A 21936-nucleotide genomic window follows, 5' to 3' on the forward strand; every position below is an offset into this window, starting at 1 on the left:
ACCTTTGCGAATTGCAGGTCCTGGGCCACGACATGGCCTTTCGCGAATGAATTCGCTCCCACAGATAGGGATGGGGCTCACCTGCCCTACGCAGGTGGCCTGCTCATTGGAACCGGGGAGCCCACGGCTCGCGCAACAACCTCAATGCAGCGTCGTCGGCTCGTCCGTCACCAGCACCGTCTCCCAGCCGTCGTAATCGCCGTCGAAGGCCAGCGCCAGGGCCAGCATCGCCAGGGTCAGCTCGTCGATGTGCCCGGGCTGGGGGATGTCCTCGCGCCACAGCTGCACCTGGTAGGCGTCCTCATCCTCGGTCCAGCCACAGTTGCGCACGGCGAATTCGAGGGTGGCCGCCTCGGCGATCAGCGCCTGGCCACGGGCCTCGTCGGGCAGGTAGAACCAGTGGTCGATCTCGCGCGGGGTCTCCAGCGTGTCGCCATTGCTTTCCAGCACCGCGCACAGGCGGCGGTTGCTGATGCGTTGCTGGTCCTCGGCGGGCGGGAAGAGGAAGTCGAAGTAGGTCGACCATTCCCGGTCTTCCCGGGTGCCGGCTTCGTACTCGTACTCGGGGAAACCCTCCAGCACGGCGGCCACCCGGCCCTCCCAGAGCGACGGGTCGCCCACGAAGTAGAAGAAATCGCGCAGGCCGTTGCCGGTGTAGCGGCCCAGGTAGGCGCAGCCTTCGTTGACCAGGCGCGCCGTCAGCTGGTCCTCGATCTCGATCAGCCGGTCGAATTCATCCTGGCTGGAGAGGCCGTCGTCACGCGGCGTGCGCATGTGCAGGCGCACGTAGGCCATGAACGGCAGGTGCTCCAGGGGCGCCTCGCGCACCGCGCCGAGGTCGACGTAGAGGGAGGCGGGGCGGTCGTCGACCTGTGCGAAATAGAAATCCCAGTCGTCAGTCATGCAGCAGCTCCTTGCGTGGATGGAGCGACTCTACAGAGGCGCGCACGTTCGCGCACGGATTGCCGGCATGTCGGTTGAACAGCTTCACGGCACGCCTGTCGAAGCTGGGCCATGCCGTTTCGTTTGCCGCCGTCGGAGCCACCATGAATCTCGCCCCCGCCAGTCTCGTCCTCGTCGCCGCCGCGCTGCTGGCCGGCTGCGGCAGCCAGCGCAGCCAGGAGGGCCCGCAGCTCACCCCGGCCGAGGTGCGCGCCCAGGTGGCGCGGCTGATTCCCAGCAGCGTGGTGGACCGCCAGGGCTGGGCCACGGACATCCAGGTGGCCTTCACCGCCCAGGAGCTGGCCACGGTGAAGAGCAACTTCTGCGCGGTGCTGGCGGTGACCGAGCAGGAGTCGACCTACCAGGCCGACCCGGCGGTGCCGGGCCTGGCGAAGATCGCCCGCCAGGAGATCGACCGCCGTGCCGCGCGCCTGCACCTGCCGGGCTTTTTGGTGGATTCGGCGCTGGACATCCGCTCGCCCACCGGCAAGACCTACGCCGAGCGCCTCGCAGCCGTGCGCACCGAGCGCCAGCTGAGCGTGATCTTCGATGACTTCATCGGCATGGTGCCCCTCGGCCGCCAGCTGTTCGGCACCTTCAACCCGGTGCACACCGGCGGCCCCATGCAGGTCAGCATCGCCTTCGCCCAGGAGCACGCCGAGCACTACCCGTACCCGACCACCGGCAGCGTGCGCGACGAGGTGTTCACCCGCCGTGGCGGCCTGTACTTCGGCATCGCCCACCTGCTCGGCTACGAGGCGGACTACCCCGAGCCGCTGTACCGCTTCGCCGACTTCAACGCCGGCTGGTACGCCAGCCGCAACGCCGCCTTCCAGCAGGCGGTGAGCCTGGCCAGCGGCATGCCCCTGGCGCTGGATGGCGACCTGATCATCCACGGCAGCCGCGATGCCGGTTCCACCGAGAAGGCGGTGCGCACCCTGGGGCGGCGCCTGGACATGGGCGATGGCGCCATCCGCCGCGCCCTGGAGCAGGGCGACGGGCCGGATTTCGCCGAAACGGAGCTGTACGAGAAGGTCTTCGCCCTGGCCGAGAAGGGAGCCGGGCGCAAGCTGCCCCGCGCGGTGCTGCCGGGCATCACCCTGCAGAGTCCGAAGATCACCCGCAAGCTGACCACGGCCTGGTTCGCCAAGCGTGTCGACGAGCGCTACCAGCGCTGCATGGCACGTTGAACGGCAATGCCGGCCCGTCGTCAGCTCGGCTGAAAACTTCTTGAACCTCCCACCGGACGGATTTTCCCATGACCAAGGCGGGTGCTCAGGCACGCACCCGCCGGGTCACGAGAGGAGAATAACAATGCCCAGTGTCACCTCAGCACGCCCCGACCGCAGCGAGCTCGTCAGCGTCGGCGTCGGCGTCATCGGCCAGGCCCCGTCCACGGCCGATGATCCCGGCGAAGACTGGCGCAGCCGTGGCGAACACGCCTTCGCCGCCATGGCGCGCAGCGATTCGAGCCTGTTCATCGCCAAGCTGGAAGAGGCCGTGCTTGCGGAAAGCATCTGCGTACAGCTCTACGATTCGCTGCTGGACCGTGCCATGCACCACCACGGCAACCGCGCCGAGCTGGTGGCGACCTTCCGGCAGATCCGCGATGAAGAGCTGGCCCACGTCTGGACCCTGATCGAGGCCCTGGAAACCGTTGGCGTGCGGGCCCGCACCGCGCTGGCCGAGCACCCTCGCACCTGGGGCATCGCCGCCCAGCGCGTGGCCCAGGTGCTGGCGCAACCGGACAGCACCGTGCCGCAATGCCTGCACGCCATGCTCATCTACGAGCTGGGCGAGCAGGCCGCCTGGGAAACCCTGGTGACCCTGGTCGGCGCCATGGGTGACGACTCCTGGCTGCGTCGTTTCCAGGCCGTGCTGCAGGACGAGCAGCGCCACGCCAACACCATCAAGGCGCTGCTGTCCCGCGAGCTGCCCGAGGCTTAGCAACCCCAGCAGGGCCCGGCGCCGACCGCAGCGGGCCAGTCACCCCGTCATCCCCGCGAACGCGGGGACCCACTGAACAGCAGCCCGGTGCTTCGCATCACTTGGCGAACAACTGCCCCATGTCCTTGAACGCCTTGAACTCCAGGGCGTTGCCGCACGGGTCTAACAGGAACAGGGTCGCCTGTTCGCCCACCTGGCCCTTGAAGCGCACATAGGGCTCGATCACGAACCGCGTGCCCAGCCCGCGCAGGCGCTCGGCGAGGGCTTCCCATTCCGCCCAGGGCAACACCACGCCGAAATGCGGCACCGGCACGTCGTGGCCGTCCACCGCGTTGGTGTGGGCGGCCTCCTGGCTGGAGGTCTTCGGGTGCTCGTGGATCACCAGTTGGTGGCCGAAGAAATCGAAGTCCACCCAGTGTTCGCTGGAGCGACCCTCGGCGAGGCCGAACACCTCGCCGTAGAAGTGCCGCGCGGCGGCCAGGTCATGGACGGGGATGGCCAGGTGGAAGGGGGAAAGACTCATGGGGTGCTGCCTCGTGGGGGTGTGCGCTCCATTCTAGAGATGGGATTGTCGATGGAAAGTCGGGATAATTTGTGCCGAGCACGAATAATTTCGATCAGAGGCCGACCATGCTGCGCGAACTCCGCACCTTCATCGCCGTCGCCCGCCACGGCACCTTCGCCGCCGCCGGGATGCACATCGGCCTGACCCAGTCGGCGGTCAGCGCGCAGATCCGCAACCTGGAGCAAGCCCTCGGCGTGCGCCTGTTCGATCGCACCGGGCGCCAGGCCATCCTCAATGCCGCCGGGCACCGCGCGCTGCCCATGGCGCGGGAGATGCTGGAGATCTTCACGCGCATGGCCACCCCGGAGGCGGCCGAGCAGTTCAGCGGCGAGCTGCGCATCGGCGCCATCGCCACGGTGCAGACCGGCCTGCTGGCCGCCGCACTGCTGCGCCTGCGCGAGGCCGCGCCCAAGGTCGAGCCCAAGCTGATCCCCGGTGTCTCGTTGAACCTGCTGAGCCAGGTGGACGCGGGTGAACTGGACCTGGCGATCCTCATCGAGCCGCCGTTCGACCTGCCCAAGGAGCTGCATGCCGAGATCCTGCGCGAAGAGGATTTCGTGCTCATCGTGCCCTGCGAGCTGGAGGGCGATGACCCGCTGCGCATCCTCGCCAGCCAGCCGCTGGTGCGCTACGACCGCACCTCCTTCGGCGGGCGCCAGGTCACCCGCTTCCTCCGTCGTCAGCGGCTGGAGATCCAGGTGGCACTGGAACTCGATGAGCTCGATGCCATCGTGCGCATGGTCGAAGCGGGGCTCGGGGTCTCGCTGATCCCCGAGGCGGGCCTGTGGCTGGAGCGCGAGGCCGCCATCCGCGTCATCCGCCTGGGCGAGCTGACCTTCCAGCGGCGCATCATCCTGCTGACCCGTCATGGCCAGCGCAGCCAGCCCATCCTGCAGCTCTTCGCCCGCTGCCTGCAGGGCGCCTGAGCCCTTGCAGAATACGGCCTCAACAATTGGCCCGCCTTGCATCCTGCAAATGACAGCTTGATATCAGCTTTACGCAACTGTTTGATTAACAAGGATTTAACGGTCGGCCCGAGGCTGGCACGGCAGATGCACTTCCTGTTACGGCAATGAACCGGACAGGAGTGATTGCAATGCAGATCGCCATCAAAGAATTCTTCGACGCCTTCCCTGGCTACACCGTCTCCATCACGCCCCGTCCCGACGGCAAGCTGCTGCTGACCCTCGATAAGGACGACCACCCGACCCTGCGCAAGGCCATCGACAGTGACGCGGTGTTCTGCCAGAAGCGGGTGCGCGGCCTGATCCGCGAGCTGATCCGCGACATCAAGCTCGCCGCGGGCGAAGTGAGCTGGAAGGGCGAGGGCAACCAGTGGGTCCGTGGCGAGCTGCCGACCTTCACCGGCGGCCCGATCCAGATCACCGCCGCCAAGACGCTGTTCGCCCGACGCGCCCTGCACCCTGGCTCGGTCGGCCGCCAGGCCGTGGCGGGTTGAGTCGTCTCGCTGCACGCCTCGCCCCGGGGTGATGGGGCTCATCGCGCCCCCACCCCACGCCTTGCCCCCTCAGCCCCAATGCACCGCCGGACCCCGCGCAACGGCCTGATCGGCCTGGGCGCGTCTCAGCGGGTGGCGACGAAGAACAGGCGGGGGAAGGGCAGCAGCACGCAGCCATCGGCGTAGCTGGGATAGGCCCCCGCCACTGCGGCCTCGTAACGGGCCAGGTACTGCTCCTGCTCGGCGGCCGAAAGCGGCGCGAGGAAGGGACGCAGGCCGCTGCCCTTGAACCACTCGACGATGGCCTTCGGGCCGCCCGCCAGCGCGTGGTGGTAGACGGTCCGCCAGACGTTGACCCGTACGCCGGCTTCGCGCAGGACGCCGAAATACCACGACGCCGGATGGCGGCTGTCCCGGGCCCGGTGGGCGTCCGCCAGGCGCTCGGCCCAGGGGCCTTGGGATGCGATCTCGCGCATCAGCCGGTGGGCCGGTTCGTCCAGGTTGTCGGGCATCTGCACCGCCAGGCTGCCGCCGGGGGCAAGCCGGGCCAGCAGCGCCGGCAGCAGGCTGGCGTGGTCCGGCACCCATTGCAGGGAGGCGTTGGCGAGGATCAGGTCGACCGGCTCGGCGCTGCTCCAGCGGGTGATGTCGCCCACCTGGAAGTTGACGTCCGGCAGGCGCTGGCGGGCGGCCTCGATCATGTCCTCCGAGCTGTCCAGGCCGGTGACCCGGGCATCGGGAAAACGCTCGAGGAGCAGTTGGGTGGAGTTGCCCGGGCCGCAGCCCAGGTCGATCGCCCGCGCCACGGGGTGCTCGGGCACCTGCGCCAGCAGGTCATGGATGGGGCGATTGCGCTCGTCTTCGAACTTCCGGTATTGCGCGGCGGACCAGCTCATCGAAAGGCTCCGGGCTGCGGTGAGAGGGGCTCGATGATCCTCCAGCGCGGCCGATCCTTCCAGCCTGGATGGCGGCGAAGGGCTCCGCAGGGGAGCAGGCGTGCTCGATGCGAGGTAGGCGAGGGGCGGGGCGGAAGCAATGCCTGCGGAACGCAGAAAAGTAAAAAGCCCGCCGAAGCGGGCTTTTTCCAGACCGTCCGACATCCTGTCGGCTGCCATCCTGGCGTTGGTCGATCTTCCCTGACCGGGCGCGTCCTGCGCTTCAGTCGTGTGTGTAGGATAGGTCTGTCAGATAAAGTCGGGCAGAGGAGATTTCATCTGCCTCTTGTAAGCCTTTTGCTATAGCGAAACGGTAAAGATCTGACAGACCACCCAGGTCCGGAGGCCTGCCGCTGCTTCAGCGCACCTTGCTGCCCAGGACCAGCCCCACGCCTCCCAGCACCGCAATGGACGAGATCGCCAGGGTGAGGGTCAGTGCTTCCCCGAGCAGCAGGATGCCCGCCGTCGCCGCGATGATCGGCACGCTGAGCTGGACCGTGGCGGCCTGGATCGCCGCCAGCCGGGCCACCGCCGCGTACCAGATGGCGTAGCCCAGGCCGGAGGCCACGGCGCCGGAGAGCAGGGCGAAGCCCGCGCCGGCGGGGTCGTAGTGCAGGTCGTGGAGAAAGGGCAGGGCGCAGGCCAGGGCGATCGGGATGCCCCGCACGAAGTTGCCGGTGGTGGCAGCCAGCGGATCGCCGGAGCCCTTGCCCAGCAGCGAATAGACCGCCCAGGCGAGCCCCGCCACCAGCATCAGCAGCGCACTGCCCAGGGGCGGCGCACTGGCGCCCGGCAACAGCAGCACCAGCAACCCGGCCATGGCCAGCAACAGGCCCGCCGCGCCCAGCAGCCCGAGCCGCTCACCGCGCAGGAAGCCGTAGGACAGCATGCTCAACTGCACCGCGCCGAACAGCAGCAGGGCGCCGGTGCCGGTCTCCAGGTGGACATAGGCCAGGGAAAACCCCGCCGCGTACACCACCAGCGCCAGCGCGCCTGGCCAACTGCCGGCCATGGGCTTGCCGGCGCTGCGCCACCTGAGCAGGAACCACAGCATCAGCGCGCCGCTGGCGATGCGCAGCACGGTGAAGCTGGCGGCATCGATGGCCGTGTGCTTCAGGGCCAGGCGGCAAAGCACCGAGTTGCCGGCGAAGGCGAGCATCGCCAGGCCGGTGAGCAGCAACGTGGAGCCCCGGGTGGTGGTCGGGTGGGCGGCAGGCACGGTCATGGCGGGTCCCGTAGCGTCGGGTGGTCGTTGTCGTGGCGCCATACAAGCGCGGCCGCGCGACGGCGGTCAATGCGACCAAGGTGCCGGTTATTCGCGAATGAATTCGCTCCCACGACCCGTCATATGCCTATTCGCAGGATGGGAAGAGCGAAGCGAACCCCAGGCTGGGCCGGCAACCACCGTTGATGGGGTGCGCATCGCTGCAACCTGCGAGCATGGGCTGGGCGAATGGATTGGCTCTGTCTGCGTTAAGTGTTGCTAGAGGATTTGGAGCCCGGTTGATTGCCGAGTCTTGCTGATGGTTTCTGTTTCGCCTTGCCGGGCGAGTCCCTTTTCCAATCGTTGAAAAGGAACCAAAAAACTTGCCCCTGCATACGGGTCTGGCTCCGCCAGACTTCCCTCGCTCCATCATCGTTTCAGGGGCACGCCTCGAAGGGCCATCCCTGGCCCATCGAGACTCTCGCGACATCCATGTCGCTCAACCCCTGAAACGACGATTGCGCTCGGCCTCCTGAAGGGGCGTTTGGCCGCTGCTCCAACGTCGAGGCTCACGACTTCACATTGATGTGCGCATCACCACCGGCTGGACGCCGTGGCTGGCGGCTTTTGTAGGATTGTGTAGAGCGAAGCGAAACCCATGCGGTGGATGTGTCAGGAATCCAGAATCGCCCTGAAAGCGCCGTTCTTGAGCCTTTTCGTTGAGCCCACAACAGCTAACACAGACAGAGCCAATGAATTCGCTCCTGCACGGTGTCACGGCACCTGCCGCAGGTGCTCCGGCGGGATGGCGTAGGTGCCGACCACGTGGGCGACGGGGTCGTCCAGGCCTTCGGAATAGAGGGAGACCTCGCCCATGGCCAGGGTCTTGCCCAGCTTCATCAGCTGGCATTCGCCGATCACCCGGCGGCCGCCTTCCGGCCGGCGCAGGAAGTTGATGGTCAGGCTGGTGGTGACCGCCAGCGGCACGATGCCGATCTGCCCCAGCACGGCGACGTAGAGGGCCACGTCGGCCACGGCCATGAGCGTGGGGCCGGATACGGTGCCGCCGGGGCGCAGGTCGCTGTCGTCCACCTGCAGCGACACCGTGGCGGTCATCGGCCCGACGGCCTCGATCACCACGCGGGTCTGCGGGAAGGCGTCCCTGATGAAACTCGCGATCGCGTCTTTGCTGGCCATGTCCGGGTCCTCTGGTCGTTGGATGTCAGCGCTTGTTCGCCTGCTCGGCGAGCATCTTGTCGAGATTCGCCTCGGCCTTGTCCGCGTAGGCCTTGCAGCTGACCGGCTGCGGGTGCGGCCTGGCGGCGTTGGCGTAGTCCCAGCCGCTGCCTTCGGCGTGGGGCGTGAGCAGCAGGTCGCAGGGCAGGGCGCGGACGGCGGCGAAGCTTGCGCGGAAGGCTTCCACGAGGTGCGGGTAGCGGGCGTTGTGGCGCAGCTGGTAGCCCGGCGCGCTGAGGCTGTCGCTGTAGGCGATGCGCAGGGGCTTGCCGTCCCGGGTGTCGGCCCAGGTCCAGCTCATGCTGCCGGGCGTGTGCCCCGGGGTGAAGTGCACGGTGAAGGTGGTGTCGCCCAGGGTCACGGCCTCGCCGTCCTGCACCAGGCGGTCGGTCTGGATCGGTTCGAAGAGCATGCCGCTGCCGAAGTGGATGTCGTTGGCGCCGCCGCGCTGCAGCAGCACGGCGGATTCGGCGTTGCTCACCAGCATGGCGCCGGTGGCGCGCTTGATTGCCGCCAGCGGGCCGACGTGGTCGATGTGGGCGTGGCTGTGGAGGATCAGGCGCACATCCTGCGGGGCCACGCCGAGCTTCTTCATGTTGGCCAGCAGGTGGTCGGCCACCTGGGGCATGCCGCCGTCAATGAGCACCGCGCCGGCGTCGGTCTTCACCAGCAGGGCGCTGATGCTGGCGGTGCCGATCTGCCACACGTGGTCGCTGATGCGCAGGGGCTCCACCGGCACCAGCCAGGCGTCGAGGCCCTTGTAGGCCTCCAGCTGGGGCAGCTGGGCGGGGGCGGCGACCGCCAGGTTGGCGGCGAACAGGGGCAGCGCGAGGCTGGCGAGCAAACGCATCGGAACACTCCATCGATAACGGGGGCGGCATTCTGCCCGGCCGGTACGCCGGGCGCCATGGAGCCGCTCTGACCCGTTTCCGCGCCCGGGGTTCAGCGCGGTCATGCCGCGCCGTCCAGGGCGCGCCACATCAGGGTGTGCTCGGCGCCCCAGGCCTGGAAAAGTTCCAGCGGCGCCCAGCCACGGCGGGCGTAGTAGTCGGCGCGGTCCTGGGTGTGCAGGTAGAGCCGCGTGTGGCCCTGGTGGCGGGCCTGCTCGCAGATGCCCTGGATCAGGCGCTCGGCGATGCCCTGGCCGCGCGCCTCGGGCGTGGTGAACACGCAGGCCAGCCAGGGGCCCAGGTCATCGCGGCCGGGCAGGTCGTCCTCGGCCAGGGCCGCGCCGCCGAGCAGGCGTTCGCCGTCCAGCGCCACCAGGCACTGCCACTCGCCACTGCGCTGGCCTTCGGCGAACTCGCGCTGCCAGTCCTCCAGGGGCTGGTCGGCGAACTCGTAGGCGAACTGCCGGTAGAGCCAGAGGGCGTAGGTGTCGCTGTGCTGCAGGTGGTTGCGCAGCCAGTCCAGGCGGTACATGGGGTCGTCCTTGCAGGGGGGGGAGCGCACATGGAACAGCAGCGCCGCGCCCCGCACAAGCGCCGTTTCAGCGCTGCCCCTCTGCCGCGCGGCTGCGGCGCACGTCGGCGATCCCGGACCAGAGCTCGTCGAGGTTCTTGAACGGCCAGTCGGCGGAGGATTCCCGCGCGACGATCTTGTCGCGCCCGGCGAGCTTCGCCAGGTCGATCACCTCCACCGGGATGGCCGCCTTCAGGCGCACGGAATAGAACACCTTGACCCGCGGCATGGTCAGCGACTTCGGATGCTGCTCCAGCACGACGCCGAGGCGCCCGCTGTCCAGGCGCACCAGGGACCCGGTGGGGTAGATGCCGATGGATTTGACGAAGGCCTGGAACACCGCCTCGTCGAAGTGCGACTGGCTCCACTCGGCCATGCGGCGGACGGATTCGGCGGGGTCCCAGCCGCGCTTGTAGGGGCGATCGGAGGTGATGGCGTCGTACACGTCGCACACGGCGCCCATCTTCGCCAGCAGGCTGATCTGGTCGCTCTGCAGGCGATGCGGGTAGCCGGTGCCGTCGACCTTCTCGTGGTGGTGCAGGCAGACGTCCAGCACCAGGGCGCTGACCTGGCCGCTGTGCAGGAGTATCTGCGCACCCGCCTCGGGGTGGCTGCGCACCTGCTCGAACTCGCTGTCGGTGAGCTTGCCCGGCTTGTTCAGCACCTCCATGGGCACGGCCATCTTGCCGATGTCGTGCAGCAGCCCGGCCATGCCCGCCTCGCGCACCTGGGCCTCGGCCAGGCCGAGCTGGCGGGCGAGGGCGATCATCAGCGCGCAGACCGCCACCGAATGCATGTAGGTGTATTCGTCGGCCGACTTCAGGCGGGCCAGGCTGATCAGCGCGTTGGGACAGCGCAGCACCGAATCGGAGATTTCCTCCACCAGCCCCTGAGCGTTCTCGACATCGATGGCCTTGCCCATCCGCGCATCGCCGAACATCGACACCACCGCTTCCTTCGAGCGCGCGCAAAGCTCGGCGGCACGCGCCACCTCGTCCTCCAGGCTGGTGGGACGCAGGGGCGGCTTGTGCTCGGCGGCGGCCAGGCGCTCGTCGATCTCGGCCTCCACCTCCTCGACGGTGCGGCTGGGCAGGTGCTCGGCCACGTCGGCGCCCTTGCTGGTGTCGATCCACACCTCGGCGATCTCGCTGCTGCGGATGCGCTGCAGGTCCTTTTCGGTCTTGATCACGAACTTGGCGCGGAAGAAGGGGTGGTCCATCCATGAACCGCAGAATTCCTGGACATACATGCCGAGCTGCAGGTCGGCGGTCGCAATTCGCTTCAGCACAATCGACATCCTTTGGAGTGGCTGGGCCCGGCAACAGCCCTGGCACGGGCGGTTACGCACTCACTATAGGCAAGGCTGGACAGGCCGTAGGCCGATCGCACGGATGGCGCTGCAGAGCGTCCCGGGCGATGGCGGCGGGGCTGTTCTATTCTTTGCCGGGGCCGGGAACCGCGCCCTGGAAACGCCCAGGCATGCGAAGACGAGGGGAGCCGATGAGGGTTCAGATAGTCGATGACGATCCTTGGATCGCCAATCTGCTGCAGCAACTGGTGCTGAGCGTCCGTCCCGGTGCAGAAATCGACAGTTTCGCGGCGGTGCAGGCCGCCGTCGATGCATGGCGGTCGAACCGCTACCAGCTGGTCGTCGTCGACTGGAACCTGCCGGATGGCACCGGCCTGGATGTGATGCAGAAGATCCGCCGCATCGACAGGACCGTGCCACTGCTGGTGGTCACCGGCCGCGCCGACCGGGAGAGCGTGATGGCCGCCCGGCCCATGGGCATCAGCGCCTACATCACCAAGCCCTTCGACGTGCCCAAGGTCATCGCCTGCCTGGAGAGCCTGCTGCCCGGCGATGCCCAGGCGGTGGAGCCCGAAGCGCAACAGGGCAGCTTCGAGGAGCACCTGCGCGGCCTGACCGCCGAGCAGCTGGACGTGCCGCTGCTGGCCGACGTGAAGGACAAGCTGCAACAGGCCAGCCGGGGCGTGCCGATGGACTTCCAGGAACTGGCCGCCGACTGGAACCGCGACCCGGCGCTGTGCGCCTACCTGATCGCCGCAGCCAACAGCGCCACCTATGGCAGCGGCCAGGCGCCCTGCATCAGCCTGCCCGACGCGCTCAAGCGCATGGGCGCCCGCACGTGCATGAACCACGCCATCGCCCTGGCCCTGCGCCAGGCCGGCAGCACCACCGACCCGTTCCTGAAGCTGTTCCTGCAGAACTACCTGGACGAGATCGAACAGCTTTCCGAAACCGTGGTACGCACCGCCCGCCAGTGCGGCCTCGACCACGGTCCGCTGCAGGCGGCGGCGCTGCTCTACCGGCTGGGCGAGATGTGCGTGATCTTCCAGGCCCAGCAGTGGATGCGGCAAAGCCGCCAGAGCCTCGACGACAACACCCTGACCAAGGCCATCGCCGACTTCGCCGAGCCCTTGGCCATCCGCCTCAAGGCGCACTGGGGCCTGCCCATGGCCCTGCGCGACCTGATCGGCGCCTGCTATGCGCTGCCGCAGTTCCAGGTGCGCCAGGAGCAGGTGGTCATGCGCCTGGCTGCGGCCCAGTGCGTCGGGGAATCGGCGGCGGAGATCGAACGCCTCAAGCGCCTGGCCGGCGTGGGCTAGGGCAGCCACAGGGTCCGGAGCGAGCGGCGCCTGCATGCTCCGACGTCTGATTGTGCCCCCCTTCACTGGACCCCCGCGTTCGCGAGGGTGACGGGTTTGCACAGCGCTCATCCCCCCCCTCATCCCCGCGAACGCGGGGAGCCACTCGAAGAACAGCCCTAATCCACCGGCTGCGGGCTAAACGGAAACCCGTGCATCCGCGAAGGATTCGTTTTCGTGCTTCCCGTTGCGCCCCTTTCACTGGGCCCCCGCGTTCGCGAGGGTGACGGGGTTTTCACGGCGTTCATCCCCCATTCGTCATCCCCGCGAACGCGGGACCCACTAAAACTGCAGGTCGCCAAGGGGCGTGGTGCGCTGCTCCTGGCGCCCGCCGACCAGCAGAGACCCTTGTCAGTCCAGTGGAACCTAGCCGTGGGATAACTTCGTCTAGGCTGTCAGTTAGTCAGGACCATAGTGTCAATAGGGTAGCTAGGGAATGCATGACCTCTACAGCCACGATCCAGTGATCCTCATCGTCGATGACCAGGTCAGCCACATCCGCGTGCTGAGCGAGGCCGTGCGCGACCTGGCGGCCGTGCACATCGCCAATGGCGGCCCGGGGACCCTGGAGATCGCCCGCTCGTGCCGGCCCGACGTGGTGCTCCTGGACATCGAGATGCCGCAGATGAACGGTTTCGACGTCTGCCGGCAGATCAAGGCCGACCCCAAGCTGTGTGACGCCTCGATCATCTTCGTCACCTCCCACAGCGGCCCGGAGAACGAGCTGCAGGCCCTGGAGTCAGGTGCGCTGGGCTTCATCCAGAAGCCGCTCAACCTGCCCGTGGTGCGCGCCTACGTGAAGGCCCACCTGAGCCTGCGCGAGCAGGCCAAGCGCGTGGCCTATGTCGACGCGCTGACCGGCCTGCCCAATCGCGCGCTGTTGCAGGACCGCGCCGTCCAGGCCCTGCAGAAGGCGCGCCGGGGGCAGGGCAGGGTGGCGATGCTGATGCTCGATCTGGACAACTTCAAGCTGATCAACGACTCCATCGGCCACACCACCGGGGACCAGGTACTGCGCGAGGTGGCGCTGCGGCTCTCGGCCTCGGTGCGCACCGTCGACACCGTCAGCCGCCAGGGCGGCGACGAATTCGTGGTGCTGCTGCCGGATGTGCAGGGCTTCGATGCGGTGGGGGACTTCGCCGAGCGCCTGCTGTCGATCATCGCCCTGCCGCTGACCATCAACGGCGCCCGCTACGACCTCTCGGCCAGCATCGGCATCAGCGTCTACCCGGACGATTGCGACAACCTGGAATCCCTCTACCGCTACGCCGACTCGGCCATGTACCAGGCCAAGGTGGAGGGGCGGAACCGCTTCCGCTTCTTCTCCGAGAAGATCGAGGCCAGCACCCGCGCCCGCCACATGCTCGAACGCCACATGCGCCGGGCCCTGGAGCAGCGGGTGTTCGAGGTGTTCTACCAGGCCAAGATCGACGCCGCCGACGGCCGCCCCTCGGGCATCGAGGCGCTGATCCGCTGGCGCACCGCCGACGGCTCGCTGGTCTCGCCCGCCGATTTCATCCCCCTGGCCGAGGAGACCGGGCTGATCATCCCCATCGGCAAGTACGTGTTGCTGCAGGCCTGCAACGACGCCAGGCGCCTGCTCGACATGGGCTACCCGCTGTGCCTGAGCGTGAACATCTCCGCCGTGCAGTTCCGCGAGGAAAGCTTCCTCGGCATGGTCAAGGACATCATCCAGGAGTCGGGCCTGCCGCCCGACCACCTGGAGCTGGAGATCACCGAAGGCGTGCTGGCCCATGACATCGACCAGACGCGCAAGACCCTGCTGGCGCTGAAGGAAGTGGGCGTGCGCATCGCCATCGACGACTTCGGCACCGGCTATTCGAGCCTGGCCTACCTCAAGCGCCTGCCCATCGACGTGCTGAAGATCGACCAGAGCTTCGTCCGCGAGATGCTCACCGACCGCAGCGACGCGGCGATCATCGAAGCGGTCATCCGCCTGGCCCAGGCCCTGGGGCTGGACCTGGTGGCCGAAGGCGTCGAGCACCGCGAGCAGGCGCGGCTGCTGCTCGGGCTGGGCTGCCGGATCATGCAGGGCTACCTGTTCTGCCGGCCGGTGCCCTTTCCAGAGGCCAGCCGCTTCCTCGCCGAGAACACCACCCACCCGCAACGCTGGCTCGACGCCGACGACGGAGCCGGCCAATGAGCCGGCGCCTGTCCGGACCGGTCTACAGCATGCTGGCCGTGGTCCTGGCCGGGGTGCTGGTCACCGCGCTGGTGGCCGACCAGCTGCAGCAGCACAACCAGCAGCGCATCCACGAGGCGCTGGGGCGGACCACCGCCACCATGGCCGATGCCGTGGTGCGTCGCCTGGGCCTCTACCAGTACGGCCTGCGCGGCGCCCGTGGCGCCATGGTGACGGTTGGCGAGGCCGGCATCAGCCGCGAGCTGTTCAATCGCTACGCGCGCTCCCGCGACATCGCCGTCGAATTTCCCGGGGCGCGGGGGTTCGGCCTGATCCGCAAGGTCGCCCAGGCCGATGAAGCCGACTTCCTCCGCCGCGCCCGCGCCGATGGCAAGCCGGATTTCACCATCCGCCAGATCAGCCAGCACGAGGGCGATCGCTTCGTCATCCAGTACCTGGAGCCGGTGACCAACAACTCGGCGGCCATCGGCCTGGACATCGCCTCGGAAAGGAATCGGCGCGAGGCCGCGCTGGCCGCCATGCGCAGCGGCGAGGTGCGCCTCACCGCGCCCATCACCCTGGTGCAGGCGGTCGGCAAGCCGCTGCAGTCCTTCCTCATGCTGATGCCCATCTACCAGGGCGTGACCGTCCCCGGGAGCGTCGAGGAGCGCGAACGGCTGCTCGTCGGCTGGAGCTACGCGCCGCTGCTCACCGAGGAGGTGCTCGACGGCCTGCAGGTGGATGCCCACTCCCTGCAACTGCGCCTGCGCGACATCACCACGCCGGGTTCCGCAGATGTGTTCTACGAAAGCGCCGCCGCCCCCGACGGCAGCGCCGAGGTGATGAGCCAGCGCGCCGAGCGCAGCCTCTACGGGCGCCACTGGGAGGTGGAACTGGCTGCCTACCCGGCCTTCACCGCCCAGCTCAACCTGCTCTCGCCCCGCCTGGCCTGGGGCGGCGGCCTGGCGCTGACCTGCCTGCTGGCCGCGCTGGTGGGGGCCAACGGCGTCAGCGGTTGGCGCAAGCAGCAGGTGTTCGAGCAGCGCTCGCGCCTGGCAGCCATCGTCGAAAGCTCGCCCGACGGCATCATCGGGCAGACCCTGGATGGCGTGGTGACCAGCTGGAACGCCGGGGCCGAGGCGATCTTCGGCTACGACGCGGAGGAGGCCATCGGCCACACGCTCAAGGAACTGATCGTCCCCGTGGCGCGGGCCGATGAAGAGACCGACATCCTGCGGCGGGTCGGCCGGGGCGAGCGCCTCGCCCTGTTCGATGCCCAGCGCCATCGCAAGGACGGCAGCCTGGTCGATGTCTCGCTGTCCATCGCCCCCATCCTCGACCGCCAGCAGCATGTGGTGGGGATCTCCAAGACGGTGCGCGACATCTCCGCGCAGAAACGCGCCGAGGCCCGCATCCTCGAACTCAACGCCGGGCTGGAGGAGCAGGTGGCGGCGCGCACCGAGGAGCTGACGGCGACCAACGTGCTGCTCGACAGCGTGCTCAGCTCCGCCTCGGAGGTGTCCATCATCGCCACCGATGCCGACGGCCTGATCCGCGTCTTCAACCGCGGTGCCGAGCGCCTGCTGGGTTATACGGCGAAGGAGCTGGTGGGGCGGCAGACCCCGGCGCTGCTGCACGTCACCGAAGAGGTGGTCGAGCGCGGCCATGAACTCAGCGAGCGCTACCGCCAGCCGATCCAGGGCTTCCGCGTCTTCGTCCATGTGCCCGAGCACGAGGGCGCCGAGGCGCGCGAATGGACCTACGTGCGCAAGGACGGCACGCGCTTCCCGGTGACCCTGGTGGTCACCGCCATCCGCGACGCCAGCGGCAAGCCCAACGGCTACCTCGGCATCGCCCTGGACATCACCGAGCGCAAGGCCGCCGAGCACAAGTTGCAGGAGAGCCTCGCCACCACCCGCGCGGTGCTGGACACGGCGGTCAACCCGGTCATCACCTTCGGCCCCGACGGCCGCATCCAGTCGTTCAACCCGGCCGGTGGCGTGGTCTTCGGCTGCGACCCGCAGACCATGCCCGGGCGTCGCCTGGAAGAACTGGTGGACCCGGCCTCGCGCGCGGCCTTCACCGAGCTGCTGGCCCGCTACACCGGCGCGGCGACCGGCGCCGGGCCCAGCGGCCAGGAACTCTGGGGGCTGCGTGGCGATGGCAGCAGCTTCCCCATGCAGCTCACCCTGGCCGCCATGGGGACCAACGGCGAGCAGCGCCTGGTCTGCGTGGTCACCGACCTGACCCAGCTGCACCTGCAGCGCAAGAGCCTGCTGGCCGCCCGCGACCAGTTGCTGCTGGCCGCCGAGGTGGCCGAGCTGGGCATCTGGTCCTGGACCCTGGCGGACGACACGCTGCAATGGAACGCCCGCATGTACGAGATCTACGGCCAGCCGCCCGAGCAGGGCGAGCGGGGCCTGCTGCTGGAGCACTGGCAGGCCCGCGTGCACCCGGAGGATATCGACCGGGTGGCCAAGCAGCTGCTCGCCGCCATCGACGGCAGCGCGCGCTACGAACCGATCTTCCGCATCGTCCGCCCCGACGGCCAGGTGCGCTTCATCCAGGCCGCGGCGCAGATCGAGCGCGACGCCCAGGGCCAGCCGACCAAGGTCACCGGCATCAACCGCGACATCACCGCCCAGCGCGAGCTGGAGTCGCGCCTGCTCGAGGCGCGCGACAAGGCCGATGCCGCGAGCGCCGCGAAGAGTTTCTTCCTGGCCAACATGAGCCACGAGATCCGCACGCCGATGAACGCCGTGCTGGGCATGCTGCAACTGGTCCAGGGCACCGAGCTCAACGAGCGCCAGCTGGACTACGTGCTCAAGGCGCAGACCGCCGCCCGCTCCCTGCTGGGGCTGCTCAACGACATCCTCGACTACTCCAAGATCGAGGCCGGCAAGTTGCAGCTCGACCCCCACGACTTCGAACTGGAAGCGCTGATGCGCGACCTCGCCGTGGTGCTCGCCGGCAACCAGGGCGACAAGGACGTGGAGGTGATGTTCGACCTCGACGCGCGCCTGCCGCAGCGGCTGGTCGGCGACAGCTTCCGGTTGCAGCAGGTGCTGATCAACCTCGCCGGCAACGCCCTCAAGTTCACCAGCGTCGGCCAGGTGGTGGTGGGCTTCCGCCTGCTCCGCCTGTTCGAGGGCTCGGTGCTGCTGCGGGTCTCGGTCAGCGACACCGGCATCGGCATCAGCGCGGAGCAGCTGGAACGCATCTTCGATGGCTTCACCCAGGCCGAGGCCTCCACCTCGCGGCGCTTCGGCGGCACCGGGCTGGGGCTGGTGATCTGCAAGCGCCTGGTCGAGCTGATGGGGGCCCGGCTCGAGGTCGAGAGCCAGCCGGGCCAGGGCAGCCGCTTCTGGTTCGACGTGACCCTGGAGCTGGCCGAGCCCGGTGCCCTGCGCGCGGCCTGCCCGGGTGTGGATGCACCGCTGCGCCTGCTGGTGGTGGACGACAACCCGGTGGCTGGCGAGGTGCTGCTGCGCACCCTGTTGTCCCTGGGCTGGCAGGCCGAATACGTCGCCACCGGCGAAGCGGCGGTGAACCAGGTGCGGGAGGCGGCGCAACGCCAGGAGCCCTTCGACCTGGTGCTGATGGACTGGCGCATGCCCGGCCTCGACGGCCTGGCCGCCAGCGAGGCGATCCAGGCCATGGCGGGCGAGTTGCAGGTGCCGCGCATCCTCATGATCACCGCACACGGCAGCGAGGTGTTGGCTGATCGCAGCCAGCAGGGCGGGGCGCCGTTCGCCGGCTTCCTCACCAAGCCGGTCACCCCCCTGCAGCTGGCCAGTGCCGTGCAGCGTGCCCTGGGGCAGCTGGAGGCTCCGGTCGCCCCCCACGAAGGGGCCCGGCGGCGCCTCGCCGGGCTGCGCCTGCTGGTGGTGGAGGACAACGCGCTCAACCGCCAGGTGGCGTCCGAGCTGCTGGTGCGCGAGGGCGCCGAGGTGCGGCTGGCCGAGGGCGGCCTGGAGGGCGTGCAGGCGGTGCTCGGCAGCCTGAAGGCGTTCGACGCCGTGCTGATGGACGTCCAGATGCCCGACATCGATGGCCTCGAAGCCACCCGGCGCATCCGTGCCGACGGCCGCTACCCGATGCTGCCGATCATCGCCATGACCGCCAATGCAGCCGCACAGGACCGGCAGAGCTGCCTGGATGCCGGCATGGACGACCATGTCGGCAAGCCCATCGACATCCACCAGTTGGTGGCCACGCTGCTGCGCTGGACCCAGCCCGGCGCCGCCATCCACGCGGCGCCGCCGCGGGCGGAAGCGGGGCAGGCCTCCGTGGTGGAGTCCCGTGCGGCCATCCTGGCGCGCTTCGGTGGCCACCAGGGCCTGCTGATGACGGTGCTCGCCAGCTTCGATACCGAGATGCAGAAGCAGATGCAGCGCCTGCGCGAGTTCGTCGCCAGCGGCGACCTGCGCGCCGTGGTCGGCGTGCTCCATGGCCTCAAGGGCAGCTCCGGGACCATGGGGGCCAGCGCCCTGTGCCTGCGTTCCGGCGAGCTGGAGCAGCAGGGCCTGCACCTGGCACCCGAGGAGGCCGCCGCCTTCCTCCATGAGCCGCCCTGGCTCGACGAGCTGCAAGCGTTGCTGCAGCGCAGCAGCGCGGAGCTGGACCAGCTCTTCCCCGGCGCGGCCGCCCCGCAGGTCGCGCCGCCGCCGCCCGTGCGCGACCCGCGTTTCGAGCAGGTCGGGGCGCAGGCCATGGCGGATTGGCAGGCGGCGCTGGGCAAGGTGATGGAGCTGCTGGAGACCGGCAGCCTGGCGGCCCTGGACCACACCGAGCCGCTGCTGCACAAGGCACCGCCGTCCATGCGCGAGGCCTGCCTGGCCTTCGTCCGCCTGGTGGACGAGCTGGAATTCGAGGCTGCCCGCGAATGCGGCCTGCGCCTGCACCGGGGCGAGGGCCACGGATAGGCGGTCGGCCCTGTGCGGCGTCCGTGCCAGCAGGTATCGTGCGCACTTTCCCAGTTGTTCCCCAGGGTTTCGCCGCATGACCTGCACCTTTCTCCGCGCCGCCATCCTCGGCCTCGGCGCCCTCTGTTCGGCCACCGCCTTCGCGCGGGTCGAGGTGGAGGCCGTCCAGCACAAGTCCGGCCCGATGCTGGTGGCCAAGGTTTCCGAAGACATCGCCCCCGGTGACTACGACACGCTGATCAAGGGCGTGCTCGGCAATCCAGGCACCTACGTGCGCAAGATCGTCCTGCTGGACAGCATCGGCGGCAGCGTGCCGGAGGCCATCCGCATGGGCCGCCTGCTGCGCGAGACCGGCTTCGACGCACTGGTGCCGTCCACCGGCCTGTGCCAGGGCACCTGCGTCTACCTGCTGGCCGCCGGGCGCGGCAAGATCGTCAGCGGCTCGGTGGGCCTGCACCGCCCCTACTACGCCCACGGCGATTCCTCCCGCGACGAGGCGCTGTACAAGGGCGTGCGCTACAACTCCGCCGCCTATTTCAAGGAAATGAACATCCCGCCCAGCCTGCTGGAGGACATGCAGCGCACCGACCCCCGGCAGATGCGCGTGCTCTCGGCGGCGGAGCTGGCGCGCTACCGCCTCTCCGGGAAGTAGCCCCGCGCCAGCCGACCAAACGCCCTGTCGGCGGGGGTTCCAGGCCCGCGGGCTTGCTGTATAAAAGCCATGGGCCATCACGCCGTCGCCGGAACATGCCGCCATGAAAGACGAAGTCGAAACCACCAATGCGGTCTACAAGACGCTGCTGGAGTCCACCAGGGCGATCCCCTGGAAGATCGACTGGAAGACCATGACCTTCGCCTACATCGGCCCCCAGATCGAGGCACTGCTGGGCTGGAGCCCGTCCAGCTGGATCAGCGTCGACGACTGGGCCGAACGCATGCACCCCGAGGACCGCGACGCCGTGGTCGCCTTCTGCGTCTCGCAGTCCCAGGCCGGCACCGACCACGAGGCCGACTACCGCGCCCTCACCGCCGCCGGCGACTACGTGTGGATCCGCGATGTGGTGCACGTGATGCGCGACGAGGCGGGCGAGGTGCAAGCGCTGATCGGCTTCATGTTCGACATCAGCGAGCGCAAGCACGCCGAGCAGAAGCTGGTGGAGCTGCAGAAGCAGCTGGAAGAGTTCTCCTACAAGGACGGCCTGACCGGCGTGGCCAACCGGCGCATGGTGGACTCGACCCTGGACGTGGAGTGGGCCAACGCTCAGCGCACCCGGCAGCCGCTGTCGCTGATCCTCCTCGATATCGACTACTTCAAGCAGTACAACGACCACTACGGCCACATCCAGGGCGACGACTGCCTGAAGAGCGTCGGCCAGGCGCTGAGCGAGGCCGCCAACCGCCCACGTGACCTCGTGGGGCGCTTCGGCGGCGAGGAGTTCGTCCTCATCCTCCCGGAAACCGACGCCGACGCCGCCCGCCAGGTGGCCGAGCGCTGCCGCCGCCTGCTGCGCGAGCGCTGCATCCCCCACGAGAAATCCGGGGTCGCCTCGCTGCTCACCGTCAGCCTCGGCGTCGGCACCATCATCCCCACCCAGCACGACCAGGCGCTTGCCTTCGTCGAATCCGTCGACCGCCTGCTGTACCGGGCCAAGCAGGGCGGCCGCAACCGCTTCGAAGCCGGCCAGTGGGCCGAGCCCGAGGCCCGGCAGGAACAGGGCGGAACAGCCTCCTAGGCTGGCGCCGAGCGCAGCGAGGCCCAACGCAGCGGCTTCGCCCTTTCGCGAATGAATTGGCTCTGTCTGCGTTAAGAGTTGCTAGAAAATTTCAAGTCCAGCTGATTGCCGAGCTTTGCTGATACTTCCGGTTTCGCCCCCCGGGCGAGTCCCTTTTCCAATCGTTGAAAAGGAACCAAAAAACTTGCCCCTGCATACGGGTCTGGCTTCGCCAGACTCCCCTCGCTCCATCGTCGTTCCAGGGGCCCGCGCTGACGGGCCATCCCTGGCCCGGCAGCGCTCTCGCGACATCCATGTCGCTCAACCCCTTCCACGACGATTGCGCTCGGCCTCCTGAAAGGGGCTTTTTGCCGCTGCTCCAACATCGATGCTCAATACCTCACATTGATGTGCGCATCACCACCGGGTGAACGCCGCGGCTGGCGGCTTCCGTAGGATGGCGTAGAGCGAAGCGAAACCCATGCGGTGGGCGTTTCAGGAATCCCGAAAGTCCCTGAAAGCACCGTTCTTGAGCCTTCTCGTTGAACCCACAACAGCTAACGCAGACCGAGCCAATGAATTCGCTCCCACGGCGGAAGCGGGTGCACCTAATGCACGGCCTCGACCGCTGCGTAGGGTGGAGGTCGCTCTTCACCTCCACCAGCGGCGCCCACCCGGTTTCCAGCCGTAGGTTGGCGCCGAGCGCAGCGAGGCCCAACGCAGCGGCCTCCACCCTTTCG

General features: G+C 68.5%; 17 protein-coding genes. 9 read left to right on the plus strand and 8 right to left on the minus strand.

What is annotated here, in order from left to right:
• Positions 1 to 141: 141 nt before the first annotated feature.
• Positions 142 to 903, minus strand: a complete 762-nt coding sequence (locus HSX14_RS12275) for a DUF695 domain-containing protein (protein ID WP_173180394.1) — start codon at positions 901 to 903, stop codon at positions 142 to 144.
• A 143-nt stretch (positions 904 to 1046) separates the two neighbouring features.
• On the opposite strand from HSX14_RS12275, the gene HSX14_RS12280 reads away from it, so the two are divergent.
• Positions 1047 to 2132: a DUF1615 domain-containing protein gene (locus HSX14_RS12280; protein ID WP_173180395.1), complete on the plus strand. Its 1086-nt coding sequence runs from the start codon at positions 1047 to 1049 to the stop codon at positions 2130 to 2132.
• 124 nt (positions 2133 to 2256) lie between these two features.
• Positions 2257 to 2889, plus strand: a complete 633-nt coding sequence (locus HSX14_RS12285; RefSeq protein WP_173180396.1) for a ferritin-like domain-containing protein — start codon at positions 2257 to 2259, stop codon at positions 2887 to 2889.
• Positions 2890 to 2986: 97 nt separating this feature from the next.
• On the opposite strand, the gene HSX14_RS12290 is transcribed toward HSX14_RS12285, so the two are convergent.
• Positions 2987 to 3412, minus strand: a complete 426-nt coding sequence (locus HSX14_RS12290; RefSeq protein ID WP_173180397.1) for a VOC family protein — start codon at positions 3410 to 3412, stop codon at positions 2987 to 2989.
• A gap of 107 nt (positions 3413 to 3519) precedes the next feature.
• On the opposite strand from HSX14_RS12290, the gene HSX14_RS12295 reads away from it, so the two are divergent.
• Together HSX14_RS12295 and HSX14_RS12300 are read left to right on the plus strand one after the other, a co-directional pair.
• Entirely contained in the window at positions 3520 to 4380 is an 861-nt protein-coding gene (locus HSX14_RS12295) for a LysR family transcriptional regulator (RefSeq protein WP_173180398.1), read from the plus strand.
• Positions 4381 to 4550: 170 nt separating this feature from the next.
• Entirely contained in the window at positions 4551 to 4913 is a 363-nt protein-coding gene (locus HSX14_RS12300; protein WP_173180399.1) for a DUF3509 domain-containing protein, read from the plus strand.
• A gap of 125 nt (positions 4914 to 5038) precedes the next feature.
• Here the strand turns inward: HSX14_RS12300 and tam are convergent, their stop codons facing one another.
• The 6 genes from tam to HSX14_RS12330 form a co-directional block, all read right to left on the minus strand.
• The gene (gene tam / locus HSX14_RS12305; protein ID WP_173180400.1) at positions 5039 to 5809 is read right to left on the minus strand and encodes a trans-aconitate 2-methyltransferase; all 771 of its coding nucleotides are present in this window, start codon (positions 5807 to 5809) and stop codon (positions 5039 to 5041) included.
• 397 nt (positions 5810 to 6206) lie between these two features.
• Complete coding sequence (locus tag HSX14_RS12310) at positions 6207 to 7073, minus strand: DMT family transporter (RefSeq protein ID WP_173180401.1); 867 nt, start codon at positions 7071 to 7073, stop codon at positions 6207 to 6209.
• Positions 7074 to 7826: 753 nt separating this feature from the next.
• Positions 7827 to 8249 (minus strand): PaaI family thioesterase, encoded by a 423-nt coding sequence (locus HSX14_RS12315; RefSeq protein WP_173179786.1) that lies wholly within the window; start codon positions 8247 to 8249, stop codon positions 7827 to 7829.
• Between the two features lie 25 nt (positions 8250 to 8274).
• Positions 8275 to 9138 (minus strand): subclass B3 metallo-beta-lactamase PAM-2, encoded by an 864-nt coding sequence (locus HSX14_RS12320; protein ID WP_173179784.1) that lies wholly within the window; start codon positions 9136 to 9138, stop codon positions 8275 to 8277.
• A 101-nt stretch (positions 9139 to 9239) separates the two neighbouring features.
• Positions 9240 to 9710, minus strand: a complete 471-nt coding sequence (locus tag HSX14_RS12325) for a GNAT family N-acetyltransferase (protein ID WP_173179782.1) — start codon at positions 9708 to 9710, stop codon at positions 9240 to 9242.
• Between the two features lie 67 nt (positions 9711 to 9777).
• Complete coding sequence (locus tag HSX14_RS12330; RefSeq protein ID WP_173179780.1) at positions 9778 to 11037, minus strand: HD-GYP domain-containing protein; 1260 nt, start codon at positions 11035 to 11037, stop codon at positions 9778 to 9780.
• A 212-nt stretch (positions 11038 to 11249) separates the two neighbouring features.
• On the opposite strand from HSX14_RS12330, the gene HSX14_RS12335 reads away from it, so the two are divergent.
• The 5 genes from HSX14_RS12335 (at position 11250) to HSX14_RS12355 (ending at position 21217) form a co-directional block, all read left to right on the plus strand.
• Positions 11250 to 12377: a response regulator gene (locus tag HSX14_RS12335; protein WP_173179778.1), complete on the plus strand. Its 1128-nt coding sequence runs from the start codon at positions 11250 to 11252 to the stop codon at positions 12375 to 12377.
• Between the two features lie 475 nt (positions 12378 to 12852).
• Positions 12853 to 14580, plus strand: coding sequence for a two-component system response regulator (locus HSX14_RS12340; protein ID WP_173179776.1), 1728 nt, complete (start codon positions 12853 to 12855; stop codon positions 14578 to 14580).
• Entirely contained in the window at positions 14577 to 19484 is a 4908-nt protein-coding gene (locus tag HSX14_RS12345) for a PAS domain S-box protein (protein ID WP_173179774.1), read from the plus strand. The genes HSX14_RS12340 and HSX14_RS12345 overlap by 4 nt, the downstream gene beginning before the upstream one ends.
• Before the next feature lie 76 nt (positions 19485 to 19560).
• Positions 19561 to 20136 (plus strand): COG3904 family protein, encoded by a 576-nt coding sequence (locus tag HSX14_RS12350; RefSeq protein WP_173179772.1) that lies wholly within the window; start codon positions 19561 to 19563, stop codon positions 20134 to 20136.
• A 103-nt stretch (positions 20137 to 20239) separates the two neighbouring features.
• Positions 20240 to 21217, plus strand: a complete 978-nt coding sequence (locus HSX14_RS12355) for a sensor domain-containing diguanylate cyclase (RefSeq protein ID WP_173179770.1) — start codon at positions 20240 to 20242, stop codon at positions 21215 to 21217.
• The last annotated feature ends 719 nt before the right edge of the window (positions 21218 to 21936 follow it).

The organism is Pseudomonas tohonis (assembly GCF_012767755.2).
In the GTDB taxonomy this organism is placed as follows: Bacteria; Pseudomonadota; Gammaproteobacteria; order Pseudomonadales; family Pseudomonadaceae; genus Metapseudomonas; species Metapseudomonas tohonis.

What these genes read in the sequence shown, in the direction of transcription:
- HSX14_RS12275 (WP_173180394.1), bottom strand. Translation starts at nt 903, where the DNA reads ATGACTGACGACTGGGATTTCTATTTCGCACAGGTCGACGACCGCCCC.
- HSX14_RS12280 (WP_173180395.1), top strand. Translation starts at nt 1,047, where the DNA reads ATGAATCTCGCCCCCGCCAGTCTCGTCCTCGTCGCCGCCGCGCTGCTG.
- HSX14_RS12285 (WP_173180396.1), top strand. Translation starts at nt 2,257, where the DNA reads ATGCCCAGTGTCACCTCAGCACGCCCCGACCGCAGCGAGCTCGTCAGC.
- HSX14_RS12290 (WP_173180397.1), bottom strand. Translation starts at nt 3,412, where the DNA reads ATGAGTCTTTCCCCCTTCCACCTGGCCATCCCCGTCCATGACCTGGCC.
- HSX14_RS12295 (WP_173180398.1), top strand. Translation starts at nt 3,520, where the DNA reads ATGCTGCGCGAACTCCGCACCTTCATCGCCGTCGCCCGCCACGGCACC.
- HSX14_RS12300 (WP_173180399.1), top strand. Translation starts at nt 4,551, where the DNA reads ATGCAGATCGCCATCAAAGAATTCTTCGACGCCTTCCCTGGCTACACC.
- tam (WP_173180400.1), bottom strand. Translation starts at nt 5,809, where the DNA reads ATGAGCTGGTCCGCCGCGCAATACCGGAAGTTCGAAGACGAGCGCAAT.
- HSX14_RS12310 (WP_173180401.1), bottom strand. Translation starts at nt 7,073, where the DNA reads ATGACCGTGCCTGCCGCCCACCCGACCACCACCCGGGGCTCCACGTTG.
- HSX14_RS12315 (WP_173179786.1), bottom strand. Translation starts at nt 8,249, where the DNA reads ATGGCCAGCAAAGACGCGATCGCGAGTTTCATCAGGGACGCCTTCCCG.
- HSX14_RS12320 (WP_173179784.1), bottom strand. Translation starts at nt 9,138, where the DNA reads ATGCGTTTGCTCGCCAGCCTCGCGCTGCCCCTGTTCGCCGCCAACCTG.
- HSX14_RS12325 (WP_173179782.1), bottom strand. Translation starts at nt 9,710, where the DNA reads ATGTACCGCCTGGACTGGCTGCGCAACCACCTGCAGCACAGCGACACC.
- HSX14_RS12335 (WP_173179778.1), top strand. Translation starts at nt 11,250, where the DNA reads ATGAGGGTTCAGATAGTCGATGACGATCCTTGGATCGCCAATCTGCTG.
- HSX14_RS12340 (WP_173179776.1), top strand. Translation starts at nt 12,853, where the DNA reads ATGCATGACCTCTACAGCCACGATCCAGTGATCCTCATCGTCGATGAC.
- HSX14_RS12345 (WP_173179774.1), top strand. Translation starts at nt 14,577, where the DNA reads ATGAGCCGGCGCCTGTCCGGACCGGTCTACAGCATGCTGGCCGTGGTC.
- HSX14_RS12350 (WP_173179772.1), top strand. Translation starts at nt 19,561, where the DNA reads ATGACCTGCACCTTTCTCCGCGCCGCCATCCTCGGCCTCGGCGCCCTC.
- HSX14_RS12355 (WP_173179770.1), top strand. Translation starts at nt 20,240, where the DNA reads ATGAAAGACGAAGTCGAAACCACCAATGCGGTCTACAAGACGCTGCTG.